Source organism: Nonlabens sp. Asnod3-H03 (assembly GCF_045063665.1).
Classification (GTDB): Bacteria; Bacteroidota; Bacteroidia; order Flavobacteriales; family Flavobacteriaceae; genus Nonlabens; species Nonlabens ulvanivorans.
In genome coordinates this window covers 1,124,613-1,139,668 of sequence record NZ_JBEFOD010000008.1, presented here as the reverse complement: position 1 = coordinate 1,139,668, position 15,056 = coordinate 1,124,613, and the positions used below count along the sequence as shown (strand labels likewise).

The window sequence follows — 15,056 nt, the reverse complement described above, 5'->3', positions numbered from 1 at the left end:
TTGCAAAAGTAAGAATTCTAAAGAAAGAAAAGCACAATTTATCTCGCGTTAGGACTATTTTAAGTTTCAGCTATTCAAGTATCAGCTCTTTAACCTCTCCACGAGAAGAACTACTATCACTTCCTATAATCAAATTACGTTTAAAATTTAAGAAACGATAGGTATATTGTGAGGATGTATTGCCGGCCATAAAGTTGATTATTTCATCAAAGGAAAGTGTGGCCGTATCCCAGATAAATTGTGTTTGAGAATTCCACTTAAGATCAGACAACTGCTTATAAGTAGCTACCTTATCACAAAAACCTATTTGAAGCTTATTATCATTGGTAACCAAAACTCTATATGAGTTACTTGTACTTACAACGCTTTCATTTTCAATAGATTTTGTAGCAATAATACCTTTTAAAGCCAAATCTACTAATGCTTTTTCAATTTTAGACTTCTTAAAATGTTTATTGTAAAACAGCCCCATCGCGCCATAAAAACGCTCTAAGTATTTTCTATCCTTTACAGTACTTTCGCCTTTAAAATGTATAACTTTAAGCTTGCCTAAATAATAATTCTGATAGCCATGTTGTAACGCAGTGTAACTTAGATCAATGTCTTCACCATACATAAAATATATTGAGTCAAAACCACCTAACTTCTCATAAACCGACTTTTTACAAACCATCATTGCTCCTACTAAGACTTCAACCTCTCCATTATCATCTTTTTGTAAATGACTAGCATAATATTTAGAATCATTACCTAAAATCTTTTGTCTAGCTATTTGTGGAGTTGGGACGTTGCGCTTGCTTTCTGGCAGGTAGGTTCCGGTACCATCTATAAGCTGTGTAGTAGTAAATGCTATTTGTGGATTCGCTTTCGCGAAAGCGAGAACCTCATCAAACACAGTTTCTCCAACAACCGTATCGGGATTAAGAATGCATAGGTAATCACCTTGCGCGTGTTGCACTCCAATATTATTACCTTTTGAAAACCCTAGATTTTCATGATTTGTAATCAACTTAACTTGTGGAAAAATGTTTTGCAACATCTCAATACTGTGATCTGTAGAGTCGTTATCAACCACAATTACTTCTGCATCAATATTGTTGACCGCTTTTAGAACACTATATAAACACTGCTCTAGAAAAGCTGCGGCATTATAATTAAGTATGATAATGGATAAATCCAAATTTAGTTTTTTAGCGAGTTTTCATAAGGAACACGATGTAAGATACTGCGCCCCAAAGTAACCTCATCTGCAAATTCTAGTTCATCACCTACAGCGATTCCTCTGGCTATGGTAGATGTGTTCACCTCTAAACCATTGAGCTGTTTAAATATATAAAAATTAGTCGTGTCTCCTTCTATAGTTGGACTGAGCGCAAAAATTAGTTCTTGAACTCCATCATTCTGAATGCGTTGTATCAAAGATTTAATATTTAAATCTTGTGGACCTATACCGTCCATCGGGCTTATTTTTCCACCAAGAACATGATATAAACCTCTATACTGGCTGGTATTTTCTATCGCCATTACATCGCGTATATCTTCTACCACACAAACGATGGTTTTATCTCTATTATGACTGGCACATATCTCACAGATATCGACATCACTTACATTATGACAGTTTTTACAAAATTTTAAATCATGACGCATATTAGTAAGCGCTTGTGATAAAACGTCTGTCTGATTTGCGGGCTGTCGCATTAAATGTAATACTAATCGCAAGGCCGTGCGCTTACCTATACCTGGTAATTGCGAGACTTGATTAACAGCTTCTTCTAATATTTTTGAGGAAAAATTCATGTGCTACAAATATAAGAGATGTGTTATTAGCGATAAGTCTTGTGTGGTAAGGAATTGATCAATTTTAATTTACCCATGAAACGCATCCTATTTAGATATTAAAAAAGTAGTTATTAAATACACCTATAAATAAAACCAGCAATACCACTAAATCACTAAAGCGTTTGTCTCTTAAATTAGAAATTCTATCAGTATTTTAGCATTAAAATTCAATCTGTGTCTTCTACTCAAATTCTTATAACCATTGCGGTATACTTTGCCGTGCTTATTTTGATTTCTTTCATTGTAGGTCGTAAAGGCGATAGCGCTACATTTTTTAGAGGTAATCGCAGCTCGCCGTGGTATGTAGTAGCTTTTGGGATGATAGGCGCTTCATTAAGTGGCGTGACTTTTATATCTGTGCCTGGCGCGGTAGAACTGGGCGCGATGAATTATTTTCAAGTGGTACTGGGCTATATATTAGGCTATGTGGTTATAGGATTAGTACTGTTACCACTGTACTATCGGATGAACCTAACTTCTATTTATAGTTATTTGAACGACCGTTATGGAAGTGCAGCACAATACACAGGTTCTAGTTTCTTTTTATTATCTAGAGTCGTAGGTGCGAGTTTCCGCCTTTACTTAATTGCTGGAGTTTTACAGGATTTTGTTTTTGAAAGTATGGGAATTCAGTTCTGGCAAACGGTTACGTTAACGGTTATACTTATATGGCTATATACGTTCAAATCTGGAATCAAAACGATTGTCTGGACTGATACATTGCAAACTCTCTTTATGCTTATTGCTGTAGGAGTTGCCATCTATTTTGTGTCGGACGGACTAGGTTTAAATGGAATAGGAGAAATCACCTCTTTTATAGGTGATAGTGAGATCTCACAAATATTCTTTTGGGATGACTGGAAAAGCGGTCAACATTTTGTCAAACAATTTATGGCTGGTGCCTTTATCGCTATAGTTATGACAGGACTGGACCAAGACATGATGCAAAAGAACTTAACCTGCCGTAGTTTAAAAGAGGCACAAAAGAACATGTTTTGGTTTACCATCGTATTGACTTTTGTCAATCTGATCTTTTTAGGATTAGGAGTTCTATTGACAGAGTATGCGATATCAACTGGAATAGATGCTCACAAAGACGCCTTATTCCCTACAATCGCATTACAGACCAAAATGGGAATAGGTCTAGGTCTCGTATTTATATTAGGTTTAATTGCTGCAGCTTATTCTAGCGCAGACAGTGCACTTACATCACTTACCACTTCATTTTCTGTCGACATCTTAAAAATAGAAGAACGCTATGAAGTAAAAAAGCAAAACCTACTGCGCAAATTGATACATGTAAGTTTTTCAGTAATTCTTATTCTAGTTATTGTGAGTTTTGAATACCTGATAAAAGATGATAGCGTTATTAATAAGCTGTTCACATTTGCAGGTTATACTTATGGCCCATTGCTGGGGTTATTCTCATTCGGAATCTTGACGAGACTCAGAGTACATCATATCGCAACACCTTTTATTGCGGTAGCATCACCATTTATAGCCTATATACTAAGTTGGCTAGCTCTTGAAATGTTCGGGTTTGAATTTGGCTTTTTTATCTTGCTACTTAATGGAGCAGTGACGTTTATTGGACTACTAACTGCATCCTTATTTACAAAAAACTAATATTGTCCTGTACCTAAAAGTACTAAGGTACAAGCTACCTCAGATGCAATACCAGCTTGATTTAATTTCTCATAGAACTCTGGATTCTCAGTTCCTGGATTAAATATAACGCGTTGAGGCTTTAAACTTATGATGTAATCATAATACTGAGTTTGACGTTGTGCATTAAGGTATAGCGTTACTGTATCAACACCTATAAATGGCAATAGTTCTTTATGAATTTTTACATCGTCCACCATACCTGTGCGCATACCTATGGCCACAGTCTCAATATTAAACTTGCGCAATCTATAGATAGCGATATTTGAATAACGTTCTTCTTTAAGTGACGCTCCAAGTACTAATGTTTTTTTAGACATATTTTAAGATAATTGCTGTAACAATAATACAAATGTATCGTCTTTTAGATGAAGAGGTTGATTACCCTTTGATTTATTTGATTAAGATTGAATTTTATGAAAAAGAAAAGTTCAAGATAACAATCGTATGATTCATAATTAATGGTTAGTGTTATTATACGATTTAGAAAACCCGAGCTTGCAGGCTCGGGTTTTTGATTTGTAAAAGTTTAAGAGATTATCGTAATAATCAGTAATAAAGCTTTATAGGTATATAGCCTGAATATCAAGGCGATCACCATTACCAAAAGAGGCACTAAACGCAGCGTCACTATTCAATCCACCTCCATAAACAGCACCTTGTAAGTGAATACTATGAGTACCTGCTTCTAAGGCGATTGTCATGGATCTAGAATTATAGATATATCCAGTGGTAGTATCACAATTGACATTTGAATATACAACACTAGTCATCCCATAAGATTTTGTAGTATCGGCAGTTGTACCATCTCCTAAATAAAAGTAATTGTGAGCAACCTTTGCCCTACCATCATCTATCATATTTGTTCCATCATATGTTTTAAAATCAACAGCTACATAAAATGTTATTACAACGAGTGCTCTTTCTTCTAGCACAAAGTTTCTAGTATATAATTCTTCTGAATTTAAACCAGAATCAGGTAGAGTTTGTACAACCACGGGCGATGCTAAGTTAGAAACTGAAAGAAGCTCTCCAGATTGTTTTCCTAAAGTCATCGTTCCTTCAGAATCGACCATGACGTTATAATTTGTAGAACCACCTAAATTACGTGAATGACTTGAACTATTTAAGCCATCAACACGTACTGTACTATTAACTCCAGACACATGAAGAGTCTCTTGAGGATTAGTTGTACCAATTCCAACCTGAGCAACGGAAATAGTTGTAACAAACAACACTAGAATTAGTAGAATATTTAATTTATTCATAATTGCACTCTTAAATTTGATAATTTTTAGTTGCCCAACATTGGGGCATTGGCATTTCCTGAACTACAGACACACGCTGCACCAGTCTGAAAATTAATAGTAACTACCTCTCGATCACATGTAGTGTCATTAGGCGCTGGTAAACAAATCTCGTACTCAAAAACTACGTCCCCTATAAACCCAGGGCTAGGTGTATATGTATAATCACCATTGCTTGAAAAAGTAAAACTTTCTCCCGCCGGATCTGGTGAAGAGATTACTGTAAACGTAGATCCTGCTGGACTGCTACTATCTTTTACTGTTCCATTAAAGGTGTTGTTTCTACATCCTTCTTCGTTTTTTGATGATGCATATCGCTGTAAAATTAACATTTTACCATCTCCATGATCATTTGAAGATGCCGTGAAATCAACTCTTGTAATTACTGAACCGACAGGAGCTAAATCCTCTAAAGTAAAAATTGCAATTCCAATCGTCCCATTATTATGGACTACACGACCAGAGTTCCAATAATCGACACCTACTGGAGGAGCATTAAATAAAGGACCACTTTGAGTAGTATTTGGCAATACAAACGTATCCCCTAAAAAAACCTCAGGACCACCACCGGAAGGTTCTCCATAAAACGAAATGTAAAAGCAGTTGTTAGAATTACGCTCTGTTATTGCAATTATCCCACCTTCATTTGACGGTATACCAGGACTATACCTTAAAGTTTGAATTTGTGAGTCAGTAGTTGCTACAGCAGGAAAATCAGTACATATGTCATCGCCATTATGATTTGAAGTAAAATAATGCGTTAAATCTCTATCTTGAAATGATTTCAGAGCATCATCATTCCAATCGATGTTAGAACTATTATTGTTGATTATTACATTTCCATGTCTTATCTCATTTCTACCATGCCCATCTGGCCCTAGACGAGTTAATTCATAAGCAGAAGGAACAGCCATAATATCATAAACCTCAGTGCCAATAGTTATCGATTCTAAAGTAGCTGGCTGATTATTATTAGCCTGAACATCCAACCATTGAAAAGTTACGTCAGTACGAATAGAATTTGCTTGGGACTGACTTAAGGCACTAATGGTAAAAGAAAAAAATAAAGCAATTGTAAAAAACAATTCTAAATTAAGTCTACAAAAAAAGTTTAATCTCATGAATACCTTAAATTGGACTGCAATATTAAAGTAGTAAACTAACTTACTGGTTAAATGTATCTCAGTAAGTTAAAATACTCCATAAATGGGCTGCAATTAACGATTAAAGTTGACAACACTAGGTTATTCAACCCATTAGATAAATAATGTGAAGATGATCTTAAAGAATAAAAATTTAATAAACTACCATTTGATCACAGCACTAGCCCATGTAAATCCACTACCAAAGGCTGCTAATACAACCGTATCACCTTCCTTAACCTTACCTTCTTCCCATGCCTCACATAATGCGATAGGAATGGATGCCGCAGTGGTATTACCATATCTCTGGATGTTATTGTAAACCTGATAGTCTGATAACTGAAATTTCTTTTGAATAAATTGAGAAATACGCAAGTTCGCTTGGTGTGGAACTAGCATATCAATATCACTTACCTCAAGATTGTTTGCCTTTAAACCTTCCATAATCACCTCGCTAAAACGTACAACTGCATTTTTAAACACAAACTGACCGTTCATATATGGATAATAAGGAATATCCTCTTGCGGATTTTCTTCAATTAATTGAGGTACCCAATGGTTAGTAGATGGACCTTTAAGCGATAACTCTAGCGCATGTTTACCTTCACTATGTAAATGTGTAGAAAGAATTCCGTGACCATCCACTTCACTTCTTGAAAGAACTGCAGCTCCTGCACCATCACCAAAAATCACTGACACAGATCTACCGCGAGTGGTAAAATCTAATCCACCGCTATGATTCTCTGATCCTATCACGAGTACATTTTTATACATACCGGTTTTAATAAATTGATCTGCAACTGACAGAGCATATACAAAACCACTACACTGGTTGCGCACATCTATCGCCGGACAGGTATGAATACCCATCAATTCTTGAACTTGTACACCACAACCAGGGAAATAATAATCTGGCGATAAGGTGGCAAACACGATCATATCGATGTCATCTTTTGAGACCTTAGCACGTTCTAGTGCCATTTCTGCAGCTTTAACACCCATGACAGCAGTAGAATTTCCGTCACCTTTTTTAATATGACGTCTTTCCTTAATACCAGTGCGTTCCTGAATCCACGCGTCGTTAGTATCCATTAATTTAGAAAGGTCATCGTTAGTAACTATATTTTCTGGGACATATTTTCCCATTCCGGTAATGCGAGAAGTATACATATTTATCTTTGTAAGGGTCGCAAGATAAGACCTACTCTACATAAGGTACTAGAAGTTTTCCTTAATTTAATATGCATGCATAACAATTTGTTCCCATCAGATTTTCCAGATATACCAGATGCTCGAGTGCATTATGATGGTAACTTTTACGCTTTCGCGGAAGCGCAACAACTACTATCCAAACTACTTAACGAAACACCATGGAGACAAAATAAGATTACGGTTTATGGTAAAGAACACGACGAACCTAGACTAACGCAACTCTATGGCGATCCAGGAATAAAATATGGATACAGCAATATCTCTTATGATGCCTTACTATGGACTACCACATTACAAAAAATCAAAGAAGATGTTGAAAAAGCTACAGGCGCAACTTTTAATATATGTCTAATCAACAGGTATAGAGATGGACAAGACTCCAACGGCTGGCACGCAGATAATGAAAAAGAACTAGGAATCAATCCGGTAATTGCTTCTATAAGTCTAGGTCAAGAAAGGTTTTTTCATTTAAAACATCGTAATAATAAAGACTGGAAATTTAAATTCCCACTACAACATGGTAGCTTATTAGTTATGGCAGGTCAAACACAACATACCTATAAACATCAAATTGCCAAAACGAAAAGACTTATTGATGAACGCATCAACCTTACTTTTAGAAAGATCGTTGAGTTGTAAAATCATTTATACTTATCTTTAAATCAAATTTCATTTTATGAAAATCACATATGTTACGATAAATTTGATTCTTATTTTATTTTCTAGTAGTCTACTTTTTTCATCTGAAAAAGTAAAAAACGATGAGAAGGAATTTCTAATATCAATAGAAATGCTAGAAAACAACGAACTCCAATTAGTTTGTACTGAAGGTTGTGCTTGGGAGACGTTAAGCTTTACCCTATCCAATAATGAAAACGACCGAATGGTAAATACATATGGTCTTAACGTTATAGAAAATCAAGATACTAATCCTAATAAAGGCCTAGCTCTATTTCTATTTTCTGTTCAAAAAAGCGGTAATGGATTGCAGCTCAAAGGAATTAAAGGAACTCGATGGACTGATTTAAATTTCTCTCTTAGAAAAGACAAACCTGCAAGCGTTGATAATGCTGGTGTGACCCTTTAAAATAAAGTTTTCTCAAAACGTAAAGCTTAGGGATTATTTACGACTTCACTCATATGGCAAGAGCAAAAGATATTTTAAAAGACCTAGATGAACGAGCAATAGACCGTATTATAGAAATGGGCTGGGAAGATCGTACGCCTTTTGATGCTATCGAGGCACAGTTTGGCGTTACAGAAAGTCAAGTAATTAAAATCATGCGTAACCAGATGAAGGAAAGTAGTTTCCGTATGTGGCGAGCACGAGTGCAAGGTCGATCTACAAAACATGTCGCACAACGTGATCCAGAAATGGACCGTTTCCGCTGCTCTAGACAACGTCATATATCAAATAATAAAGTATCAAAACGATAGTTATAATCCTTTTAAGGAGCTAAAGGAGCTAAAGGAGCAAATTAAGTTTGCTCCTTTTTTAATGACAACTTTTTTCAACACGTTTATTTTCAGAAAATTATCAAAATAAGTTGTAACAAATTAGTTTTATTACATACTTATTTAGAAATTTGTCTAAATACCTAATTAAGTGAATAGCCTTTTTAAAGCCTTAAATGATCATACCAGAAGAGCGATTCTTGAGCTTCTCAAAGAAAACGACCTCAACGCTGGAGAAATAGCAAATCATTTTGATATTTCTAAACCCAGTATATCGCATCATCTCGATTTATTAAAGCAAGCTGGTTTAGTAACGGCTATAAAAAATGGGCAGTACATCACCTACTCTATTAACACTACAGTTATGGATGAGTTAGTTCAATGGATTATGAAACTTAAAGACTAAAAAAAATGAGAAATTCATCTTTACAAGAAACAGTTATTATCATCCTTACATTGATTCCCTTTATCTATCTAGGACTGGTTTATAGCGATTTACCAGACTCCTTACCTATGCATTGGAATGCACAAGGTGAAGTGGACCATATGGGTAACAAAAGAGAACTATGGTTAATCCCTATCTTACTTACTGGATTGATGTACGTCATACTTAAATATGTACCTAAACTAGATCCAAAAGGTCAAATTAAAAAAATGGGTAACAAATTTGGACATTTAAGAGTTGCTATTACTTTATTTCAGACAGCACTTGCGGTAGGTATTATATATATGTCTACCACTTATAAGGATGGTGATACCAGTTCACCTACGTGGATTTTTATGCTCATCGGACTATTATTTATAGTTTTAGGGAATTACATGCCAGCTATGAAACCTAACTATTTTGTAGGCATAAGAACACCATGGACACTTGAAAATGAGAATGTATGGCGCAAGACACATCGTGTAGGTGCTATTTTATTTATTACATCTGGCATTATAATACTGATCACGTCATTGCTATTTGATATGCAAATCGCTTTCTATGCAACCATTGGCACAGCATTTGCCATAGTAGCATGGACCTTTATTTATAGTTACACACTTTATAAAAAACTACAGTAATCATGAAAAAAATAATCATTTTATTCGCGCTACTTCCTCTACTAGGTTTTTCACAAAACCTATTTGATAAAGGCAATAAAGAAGTAGAAAAAGATCCTACAGAATTAAACATTACAGAAAATGTTCAAGGAACACTATGGTTCCCTGATGGAGAGTCTAATCCACCTCTAGTGATTATGTTAACTGGTAGTGGTCCTAATGATAGAGATGGTAATAGTGTAATGACTAAAAACGATAGTCATAAACAACTTGCACTAGCCTTGAAAAAAGAAGGTATTGCTACCTATCGATATGACAAGCGAGTAGTAACACAAATGAAAAAGAAAAAAGTAGATCCTAATACTAGCTTTGACGATTTTATCACTGATGCACGTGATGTCGTTGCATATTTTGAGAAAGACAAACGCTTTTCAAAAATTTACATCGCCGGTCATAGTCAAGGTTCATTAGTAGGCATGCTAGCCGTTAATAAAAATATTGACGGATTTATATCACTAGCTGGTGCTGGAGAAGTTATTGATAACGTCATTGTCTCTCAAATAGCAGCACAAAGTCCCGGACTGGACACCATAGCGAGAACTACTTTTGATAAAATGCGTGCTCAAGAAGAAATTGTAGAAGATGTAAATCCTTATTTGATGCAATTACAAGGTCCGCAAATGCAACCTTTTATGGAGTCCTGGATGGCGTATGATCCAGCAATAGAAATCGCAAAATTAAAAACACCTGTTTTGATTATTAATGGAGATCGCGATTTTCAAGTATCTATAGAACAGGCAAAAATACTACATGCTGCAGCACCTTCTAGTCAATTAGAAATCATAGAAGGATTGAACCATGTACTTAAAAAAGTAGGTAGCGATGATATAGAAGCTGCCAAAAGTTATACCGATGTAAATTTCCCTATTCATCCTGTTTTAATAGAAAAAATGGTCGCCTTTATAAAAGAATAATTTCTTAATAATTACGCTTCCGCGAAAGCGTGATTTCAACCACACAATATATATAAAGTCGTATTTTGCAATCATTCAAAATACGACTTTATGATTTTTCAAGAGATAGTAGAAAAGGCCATCGACACAACTCCTTTCATCACTAAGGACACCATCGTTTTTGGTTTATTGATGATATGTCTCGCATTGGTATTTTATTCTTCTTCTTTAAAAAAAGGCTTTTGGACTGGATTTTATAAAATTGTACCGGCTTTACTAATGTGCTATTTATTACCATCTATCTTAAGCTCGCTGGGAATTATTGCTCCAGAATGGACTACTATAGCTGAGGATGGTACGGTTACCGAGAATAGCTCATCTTTATATTACATGGCGTCGCGTTACTTATTACCAGCAGCACTAGTGTTGATGACCTTATCTATAGACTTAAAGGCCGTATTTAATCTAGGACCTAAGGCACTTGTTATGTTTCTTACAGGAACGGTAGGAATTGTTATAGGTGGACCAATCGCTATTTTAATTATAGGTTCCTTTTCTCCAGAAACAGTCGGTGGCGAAGGTTTTGACGCGGTATGGCGTGGACTTTCTACTCTTGCTGGTAGTTGGATAGGTGGTGGTGCAAATCAGACAGCCATGCTTGAAGTTTATGAGTTTAATCAAGCAAAATATGGCGGTATGGTTCTGGTTGATATAGTGGTGGCTAACTTATGGATGGGAATTCTTCTTTTTGGTATAGGGAAAGCTGCAAAAATAGATCGATGGTTTGGTGCGGACAGTCGTGCGATAGAAGATCTTAAAAAACGAGTATCCGATTATACAGCAAGTGTAAAACGAGAAGCTACTTTTACGGATACAATGGTAATGTTAGGAATCGGTTTTGGAGCTGTCGCCATAGCTCATTTTGGAGCAAATTATCTATCTGATTTAACAAGTAACATCGATGGAATTTCTGATAATATTTATTTAAGCTTTTTAACCAGTCAATTTTTCTGGATGATATCTATTGCTACATTAATAGGTATCATATTATCCTTTACACCAGCAAAGAGTTATGAAGGCACTGGTGCTAGTAGTATAGGAAGTATTTTTATTTATGTGCTAGTAGCAACGATAGGAATGAAAATGGACTTGACACAAATTGTAGAAAACCCATTATTAATTTTAGTAGGTATAGTATGGATGGCTATCCATGCTGGATTATTAATCCTTATGGCTAAGCTGATTAAAGCTCCCTATTTTTTCCTTGCGGTAGGATCACAGGCAAATGTAGGTGGTGCAGCCAGTGCTCCTATCGTCGCGGCCGAATTTCATCCTTCACTGACTAGTGTCGGTGTATTACTAGCAGTATTTGGTTATGTTGTAGGTACTATAGGTGCTCTTACCTGTACGATTCTAATGCAAATTGTAGCGACATCTTAAAGATTTTTAGAATAACAATTTCAAATGACTATATGGTATAAGTCAAACTTATACATCATATTTGCAGCCCAATAAAAAGCTCATGAAAAACACATTTATAGCCATAATTACTTTATTAATTTTAACTTCTTGCGGTAATGATAAGAACGGTAATCTGATTGTTAATGGAACCGTAGATGGACTTAAGATAGGTAAGTTATACCTACAACAATTGCAGGATACTACTTTAGTAAACGTAGATTCTGTTATTGTAGATGGAGAAGCGCCTTTTCAAATGAGCGCGACTATAGATGAACCACAATTAATGTACTTATATCTAGATAAAAAAGACGGTACCATTTATGATGACAGACTAACATTTTTTGCAGAGGATACGATCATTACAATCAATACAACACTCGATAAATTTGAAACTAACGCAGTCGTTTCTGGTTCAAAAAACCAAAAATTATATAATGAGTTTAATGAGGTGAACAAGCAGCTATCAGAACGTTATACAGATTTATTTAAGCGCAGTATGAATTTGAGTCAAGCAGAGGTAAGAGATCAAGACTCTATCAATGCATTGTCCAGTGATATCAATAAGCATCTGAAAAGAAAAGTAGGTTATGCCTTAAATTTTGCAATGCTTAATAAAGATTATGAAATAGCACCGTTTATACTATTAAAAGAAGGCTATGAAGCAAATCCAGTATATCTAGATAGTGCTTATAACATGATGCCAAAAAAAATTCAGAGCAGTCGTTATGGAAAACAACTGTCTGAATTTATTAAAGAAAGAAAAGAGGAATTATAACTTATTGATACGCTCAATAAGTTCTCCACCTTTAGTTTCAAGATCTGTGCGTACACTTTTTAAGTGAGCTTTACGGTTTTCAACACTTTTGTCGTTCACTTTTGCGATTAATTCATCAAAGACAACGATACTGTCGTCTACAATTGCTTCAGTTGCTGCTACATCTGCATCTGGGTTAGCATCTTGTTGAATTAATGCTGCGTCTATAATATCTCCTATTACAAAGTTGATATCTTGTTTAAGGTCTCTAATACTTGCCATGGTAAATTATTTTATGCAAAAATACACCAAAATTAAACGCTATAGATGAACGCTCAACAATTTTGCCTCATTACTCGATTTCACTAATATATAAGGAACTGCAGCTGGTATTAAAATAGTTTGTGCAGGCTCTAGTTTATGGTTTACACCATTACAAAAAACATCGCAAGACTCACCTACATTCATTAACACCATAAAGCTTTGGTGAGTATTTACCGCAATACGTTTGCATCCTTTGAAGAAAAGATAATCTGTAGTAAAATATTGATTGGTGGCTAGATTCTGTTTTCCCGATTGTATGGGATTATAATCAATCACATGGTTATGAGATTCTTGATAATCACTTACTTCAATAGAATCTTCAATGTGTAATTCCCTTGCATTTCCTAAGTGATCTCTTCTATCAAAATCATAAACTCTATAGGTAATATCGCTAGACTGTTGAATTTCGGCCAGTGTAATACCTGCACCTATAGCATGTATCAAACCAGGTTTAATAAAAAAAGAATCGCCTTCCTTCACCTTGATTTGATTAAATAGATTCATTACGGTATTTTCAGAAATCGCTTTCGCGAAAGCGTCTTTATTACTCTCTTCCTTAAATCCTAGAATCAATCGTGAATCTGGCTGTGCATCCATGATATACCACATTTCAGTTTTACCAAAACTGTTGTGTTTCTTCATAGCTACAGAATCATCTGGATGTACTTGAATCGATAAATCCTGTGCTGCGTTGATATATTTGATAAGTAGTGGAAACTGTTTGCCGTGTAGTTCAATAACTTTTTTACCCAGCAATTCTAATGGAAATTTTTCAATCAACTCATTAAGATCAAGACCGCTGTAGGCTCCAGTATTAACGACACTAACATCATTTTCAACAACTGAAATTTCCCAACTCTCACCTAATTGAGATATGGGTGGCTCTATATTTTTAATGGCATTGAGTTCTTCTCCACCCCAAATTTTTTCTTTAAAAATAGGCTTGAAACTTAACGGGTATAATTTCATTATTCTCCTTTATAGACTACAAAGTTGCGTTCTGTTTCATAGAGTTTTATTTCTATATCGTACTTTGAGTCGAGTTTTGCTTTTATTTTATTATAAATCACATAAGCAATATTTTCTGCCGTGGGATTTAATGTTTTGAAATCTGGGACTTCAATATTTAAATTCTTATGATCAAATGCATCTTCAACCTCAGATTTAATGACATCTTTTAAAATTTTTAAATCTATAAGATATCCTGTTTCTGGATCAACTTCTCCAGTAACACCTACTTCAAGATCATAATTATGACCATGAAAATTAGGATTATTACACTTACCAAATATAGCCGCATTTTTTTGATCACTCCAGTCAGGTCTATGTAGTCTGTGCGCTGCATTAAAGTGCGCTTTACGATATGCCGTTATTCTCATGAGATATGATTATAATATTTATCAAAAATGATCTTAAACCATGCTGTATAAAGATCTGGTTGCGCTATCATGTCTTCTTTAATATCGTTTGCCGTCATCCATTTATAACTTGCTACTTCATCCGGATTAATATTAGGATTTTCATTTGAGTATCCTACCATAACATGATCTAGCTCGTGTTCAGTAAGACCATTGTCAAATGGAGCTATATAGATAAAATGAAAAAGTTCTTTTAGATTTGCTGTCATACCCATTTCTTCTACAAGTCTTCTCTTGCCAGCCTCAATATTACTTTCTCCATCACGTTGGTGGCTGCAACATGTATTAGTCCATAAGCCAGGTGAATGATATTTACTTAGCGCTCTTTGCTGAAGTAATATTTCATCCTTGTCATTAATAATGAAAACTGAAAACGCTCTATGTAAAAGTGCTTTTTCATGGGCCTCAATTTTTTCCATAAGGCCTACTTTTTCATCCTCAGGATTTACTAATATAACGTACTCTTTATTATCCATTAT

19 protein-coding genes are annotated in these 15,056 nt (G+C 35.1%); 9 read left to right on the top strand and 10 right to left on the bottom strand.

Features of this window, described 5'->3' with window-relative positions:
* Positions 1-70 precede the first annotated feature (70 nt).
* Both ACJJVI_RS08340 and recR read right to left on the bottom strand, forming a co-directional pair.
* The gene (locus ACJJVI_RS08340) at positions 71-1,180 is read right to left on the bottom strand and encodes a glycosyltransferase family 2 protein (protein WP_405351411.1); all 1,110 of its coding nucleotides are present in this window, start codon (positions 1,178-1,180) and stop codon (positions 71-73) included.
* A 2-nt stretch (positions 1,181-1,182) separates the two neighbouring features.
* Positions 1,183-1,800 (bottom strand): recombination mediator RecR, encoded by a 618-nt coding sequence (gene recR / locus ACJJVI_RS08335; protein ID WP_036581944.1) that lies wholly within the window; start codon positions 1,798-1,800, stop codon positions 1,183-1,185.
* A 216-nt stretch (positions 1,801-2,016) separates the two neighbouring features.
* Between recR and ACJJVI_RS08330 the strand changes: the two genes are divergently transcribed.
* Positions 2,017-3,468, top strand: a complete 1,452-nt coding sequence (locus ACJJVI_RS08330; protein ID WP_405351409.1) for a sodium:solute symporter — start codon at positions 2,017-2,019, stop codon at positions 3,466-3,468.
* Here ACJJVI_RS08330 and ACJJVI_RS08325 read toward each other — a convergent pair.
* The 4 genes from ACJJVI_RS08325 to ACJJVI_RS08310 form a co-directional block, all read right to left on the bottom strand.
* A complete protein-coding gene (locus tag ACJJVI_RS08325; RefSeq protein WP_405351407.1) occupies positions 3,465-3,827 on the bottom strand; it encodes a CoA-binding protein in 363 nt (120 codons plus the stop codon). The genes ACJJVI_RS08330 and ACJJVI_RS08325 overlap by 4 nt on opposite strands.
* Before the next feature lie 243 nt (positions 3,828-4,070).
* Entirely contained in the window at positions 4,071-4,775 is a 705-nt protein-coding gene (locus ACJJVI_RS08320) for a hypothetical protein (RefSeq protein ID WP_405351405.1), read from the bottom strand.
* 26 nt (positions 4,776-4,801) lie between these two features.
* On the bottom strand, positions 4,802-5,935 hold the full coding sequence (locus ACJJVI_RS08315; protein WP_405351403.1) for an Ig-like domain-containing protein: 1,134 nt from the start codon (positions 5,933-5,935) through the stop codon (positions 4,802-4,804).
* A 183-nt stretch (positions 5,936-6,118) separates the two neighbouring features.
* On the bottom strand, positions 6,119-7,126 hold the full coding sequence (locus tag ACJJVI_RS08310) for a 3-oxoacyl-ACP synthase III family protein (protein WP_405351401.1): 1,008 nt from the start codon (positions 7,124-7,126) through the stop codon (positions 6,119-6,121).
* A 75-nt stretch (positions 7,127-7,201) separates the two neighbouring features.
* Here ACJJVI_RS08310 and ACJJVI_RS08305 point away from each other — a divergent pair, with 75 nt between their 5' ends.
* The 8 genes from ACJJVI_RS08305 (at position 7,202) to ACJJVI_RS08270 (ending at position 12,856) form a co-directional block, all read left to right on the top strand.
* Positions 7,202-7,807, top strand: a complete 606-nt coding sequence (locus tag ACJJVI_RS08305; RefSeq protein WP_405351399.1) for an alpha-ketoglutarate-dependent dioxygenase AlkB family protein — start codon at positions 7,202-7,204, stop codon at positions 7,805-7,807.
* Positions 7,808-7,844: 37 nt separating this feature from the next.
* Complete coding sequence (locus tag ACJJVI_RS08300; RefSeq protein WP_405351397.1) at positions 7,845-8,255, top strand: hypothetical protein; 411 nt, start codon at positions 7,845-7,847, stop codon at positions 8,253-8,255.
* Positions 8,256-8,308: 53 nt separating this feature from the next.
* Complete coding sequence (locus ACJJVI_RS08295; protein ID WP_106200866.1) at positions 8,309-8,605, top strand: TIGR03643 family protein; 297 nt, start codon at positions 8,309-8,311, stop codon at positions 8,603-8,605.
* A 169-nt stretch (positions 8,606-8,774) separates the two neighbouring features.
* Positions 8,775-9,029 carry an autorepressor SdpR family transcription factor gene (locus tag ACJJVI_RS08290; protein WP_042297054.1) on the top strand — a complete coding sequence of 85 codons (255 nt, stop codon included), beginning with the start codon at positions 8,775-8,777 and terminating at the stop codon, positions 9,027-9,029.
* Between the two features lie 5 nt (positions 9,030-9,034).
* Positions 9,035-9,688, top strand: coding sequence for an SdpI family protein (locus ACJJVI_RS08285; RefSeq protein WP_042271111.1), 654 nt, complete (start codon positions 9,035-9,037; stop codon positions 9,686-9,688).
* A 2-nt stretch (positions 9,689-9,690) separates the two neighbouring features.
* Complete coding sequence (locus ACJJVI_RS08280) at positions 9,691-10,641, top strand: S9 family peptidase (protein WP_042271110.1); 951 nt, start codon at positions 9,691-9,693, stop codon at positions 10,639-10,641.
* A gap of 90 nt (positions 10,642-10,731) precedes the next feature.
* A complete protein-coding gene (locus tag ACJJVI_RS08275; protein ID WP_042271108.1) occupies positions 10,732-12,060 on the top strand; it encodes a DUF819 domain-containing protein in 1,329 nt (442 codons plus the stop codon).
* A gap of 82 nt (positions 12,061-12,142) precedes the next feature.
* On the top strand, positions 12,143-12,856 hold the full coding sequence (locus tag ACJJVI_RS08270) for a DUF4369 domain-containing protein (protein WP_036581964.1): 714 nt from the start codon (positions 12,143-12,145) through the stop codon (positions 12,854-12,856).
* On the opposite strand, the gene ACJJVI_RS08265 is transcribed toward ACJJVI_RS08270, so the two are convergent.
* From ACJJVI_RS08265 to idi, 4 genes are read right to left on the bottom strand one after another with little or no spacing between them, the layout of a single operon-like run.
* On the bottom strand, positions 12,851-13,117 hold the full coding sequence (locus ACJJVI_RS08265; RefSeq protein ID WP_036581966.1) for a hypothetical protein: 267 nt from the start codon (positions 13,115-13,117) through the stop codon (positions 12,851-12,853). The genes ACJJVI_RS08270 and ACJJVI_RS08265 overlap by 6 nt on opposite strands.
* A 39-nt stretch (positions 13,118-13,156) precedes the next feature.
* Entirely contained in the window at positions 13,157-14,128 is a 972-nt protein-coding gene (locus tag ACJJVI_RS08260; RefSeq protein WP_042271106.1) for a type I phosphomannose isomerase catalytic subunit, read from the bottom strand.
* Entirely contained in the window at positions 14,128-14,538 is a 411-nt protein-coding gene (locus ACJJVI_RS08255) for a 6-carboxytetrahydropterin synthase (RefSeq protein ID WP_036581971.1), read from the bottom strand. Before ACJJVI_RS08255 ends, ACJJVI_RS08260 begins: the two co-directional genes overlap by 1 nt.
* Positions 14,535-15,053 carry an isopentenyl-diphosphate Delta-isomerase gene (gene idi / locus ACJJVI_RS08250; RefSeq protein ID WP_036581974.1) on the bottom strand — a complete coding sequence of 173 codons (519 nt, stop codon included), beginning with the start codon at positions 15,051-15,053 and terminating at the stop codon, positions 14,535-14,537. Before idi ends, ACJJVI_RS08255 begins: the two co-directional genes overlap by 4 nt.
* Positions 15,054-15,056 lie beyond the last annotated feature (3 nt).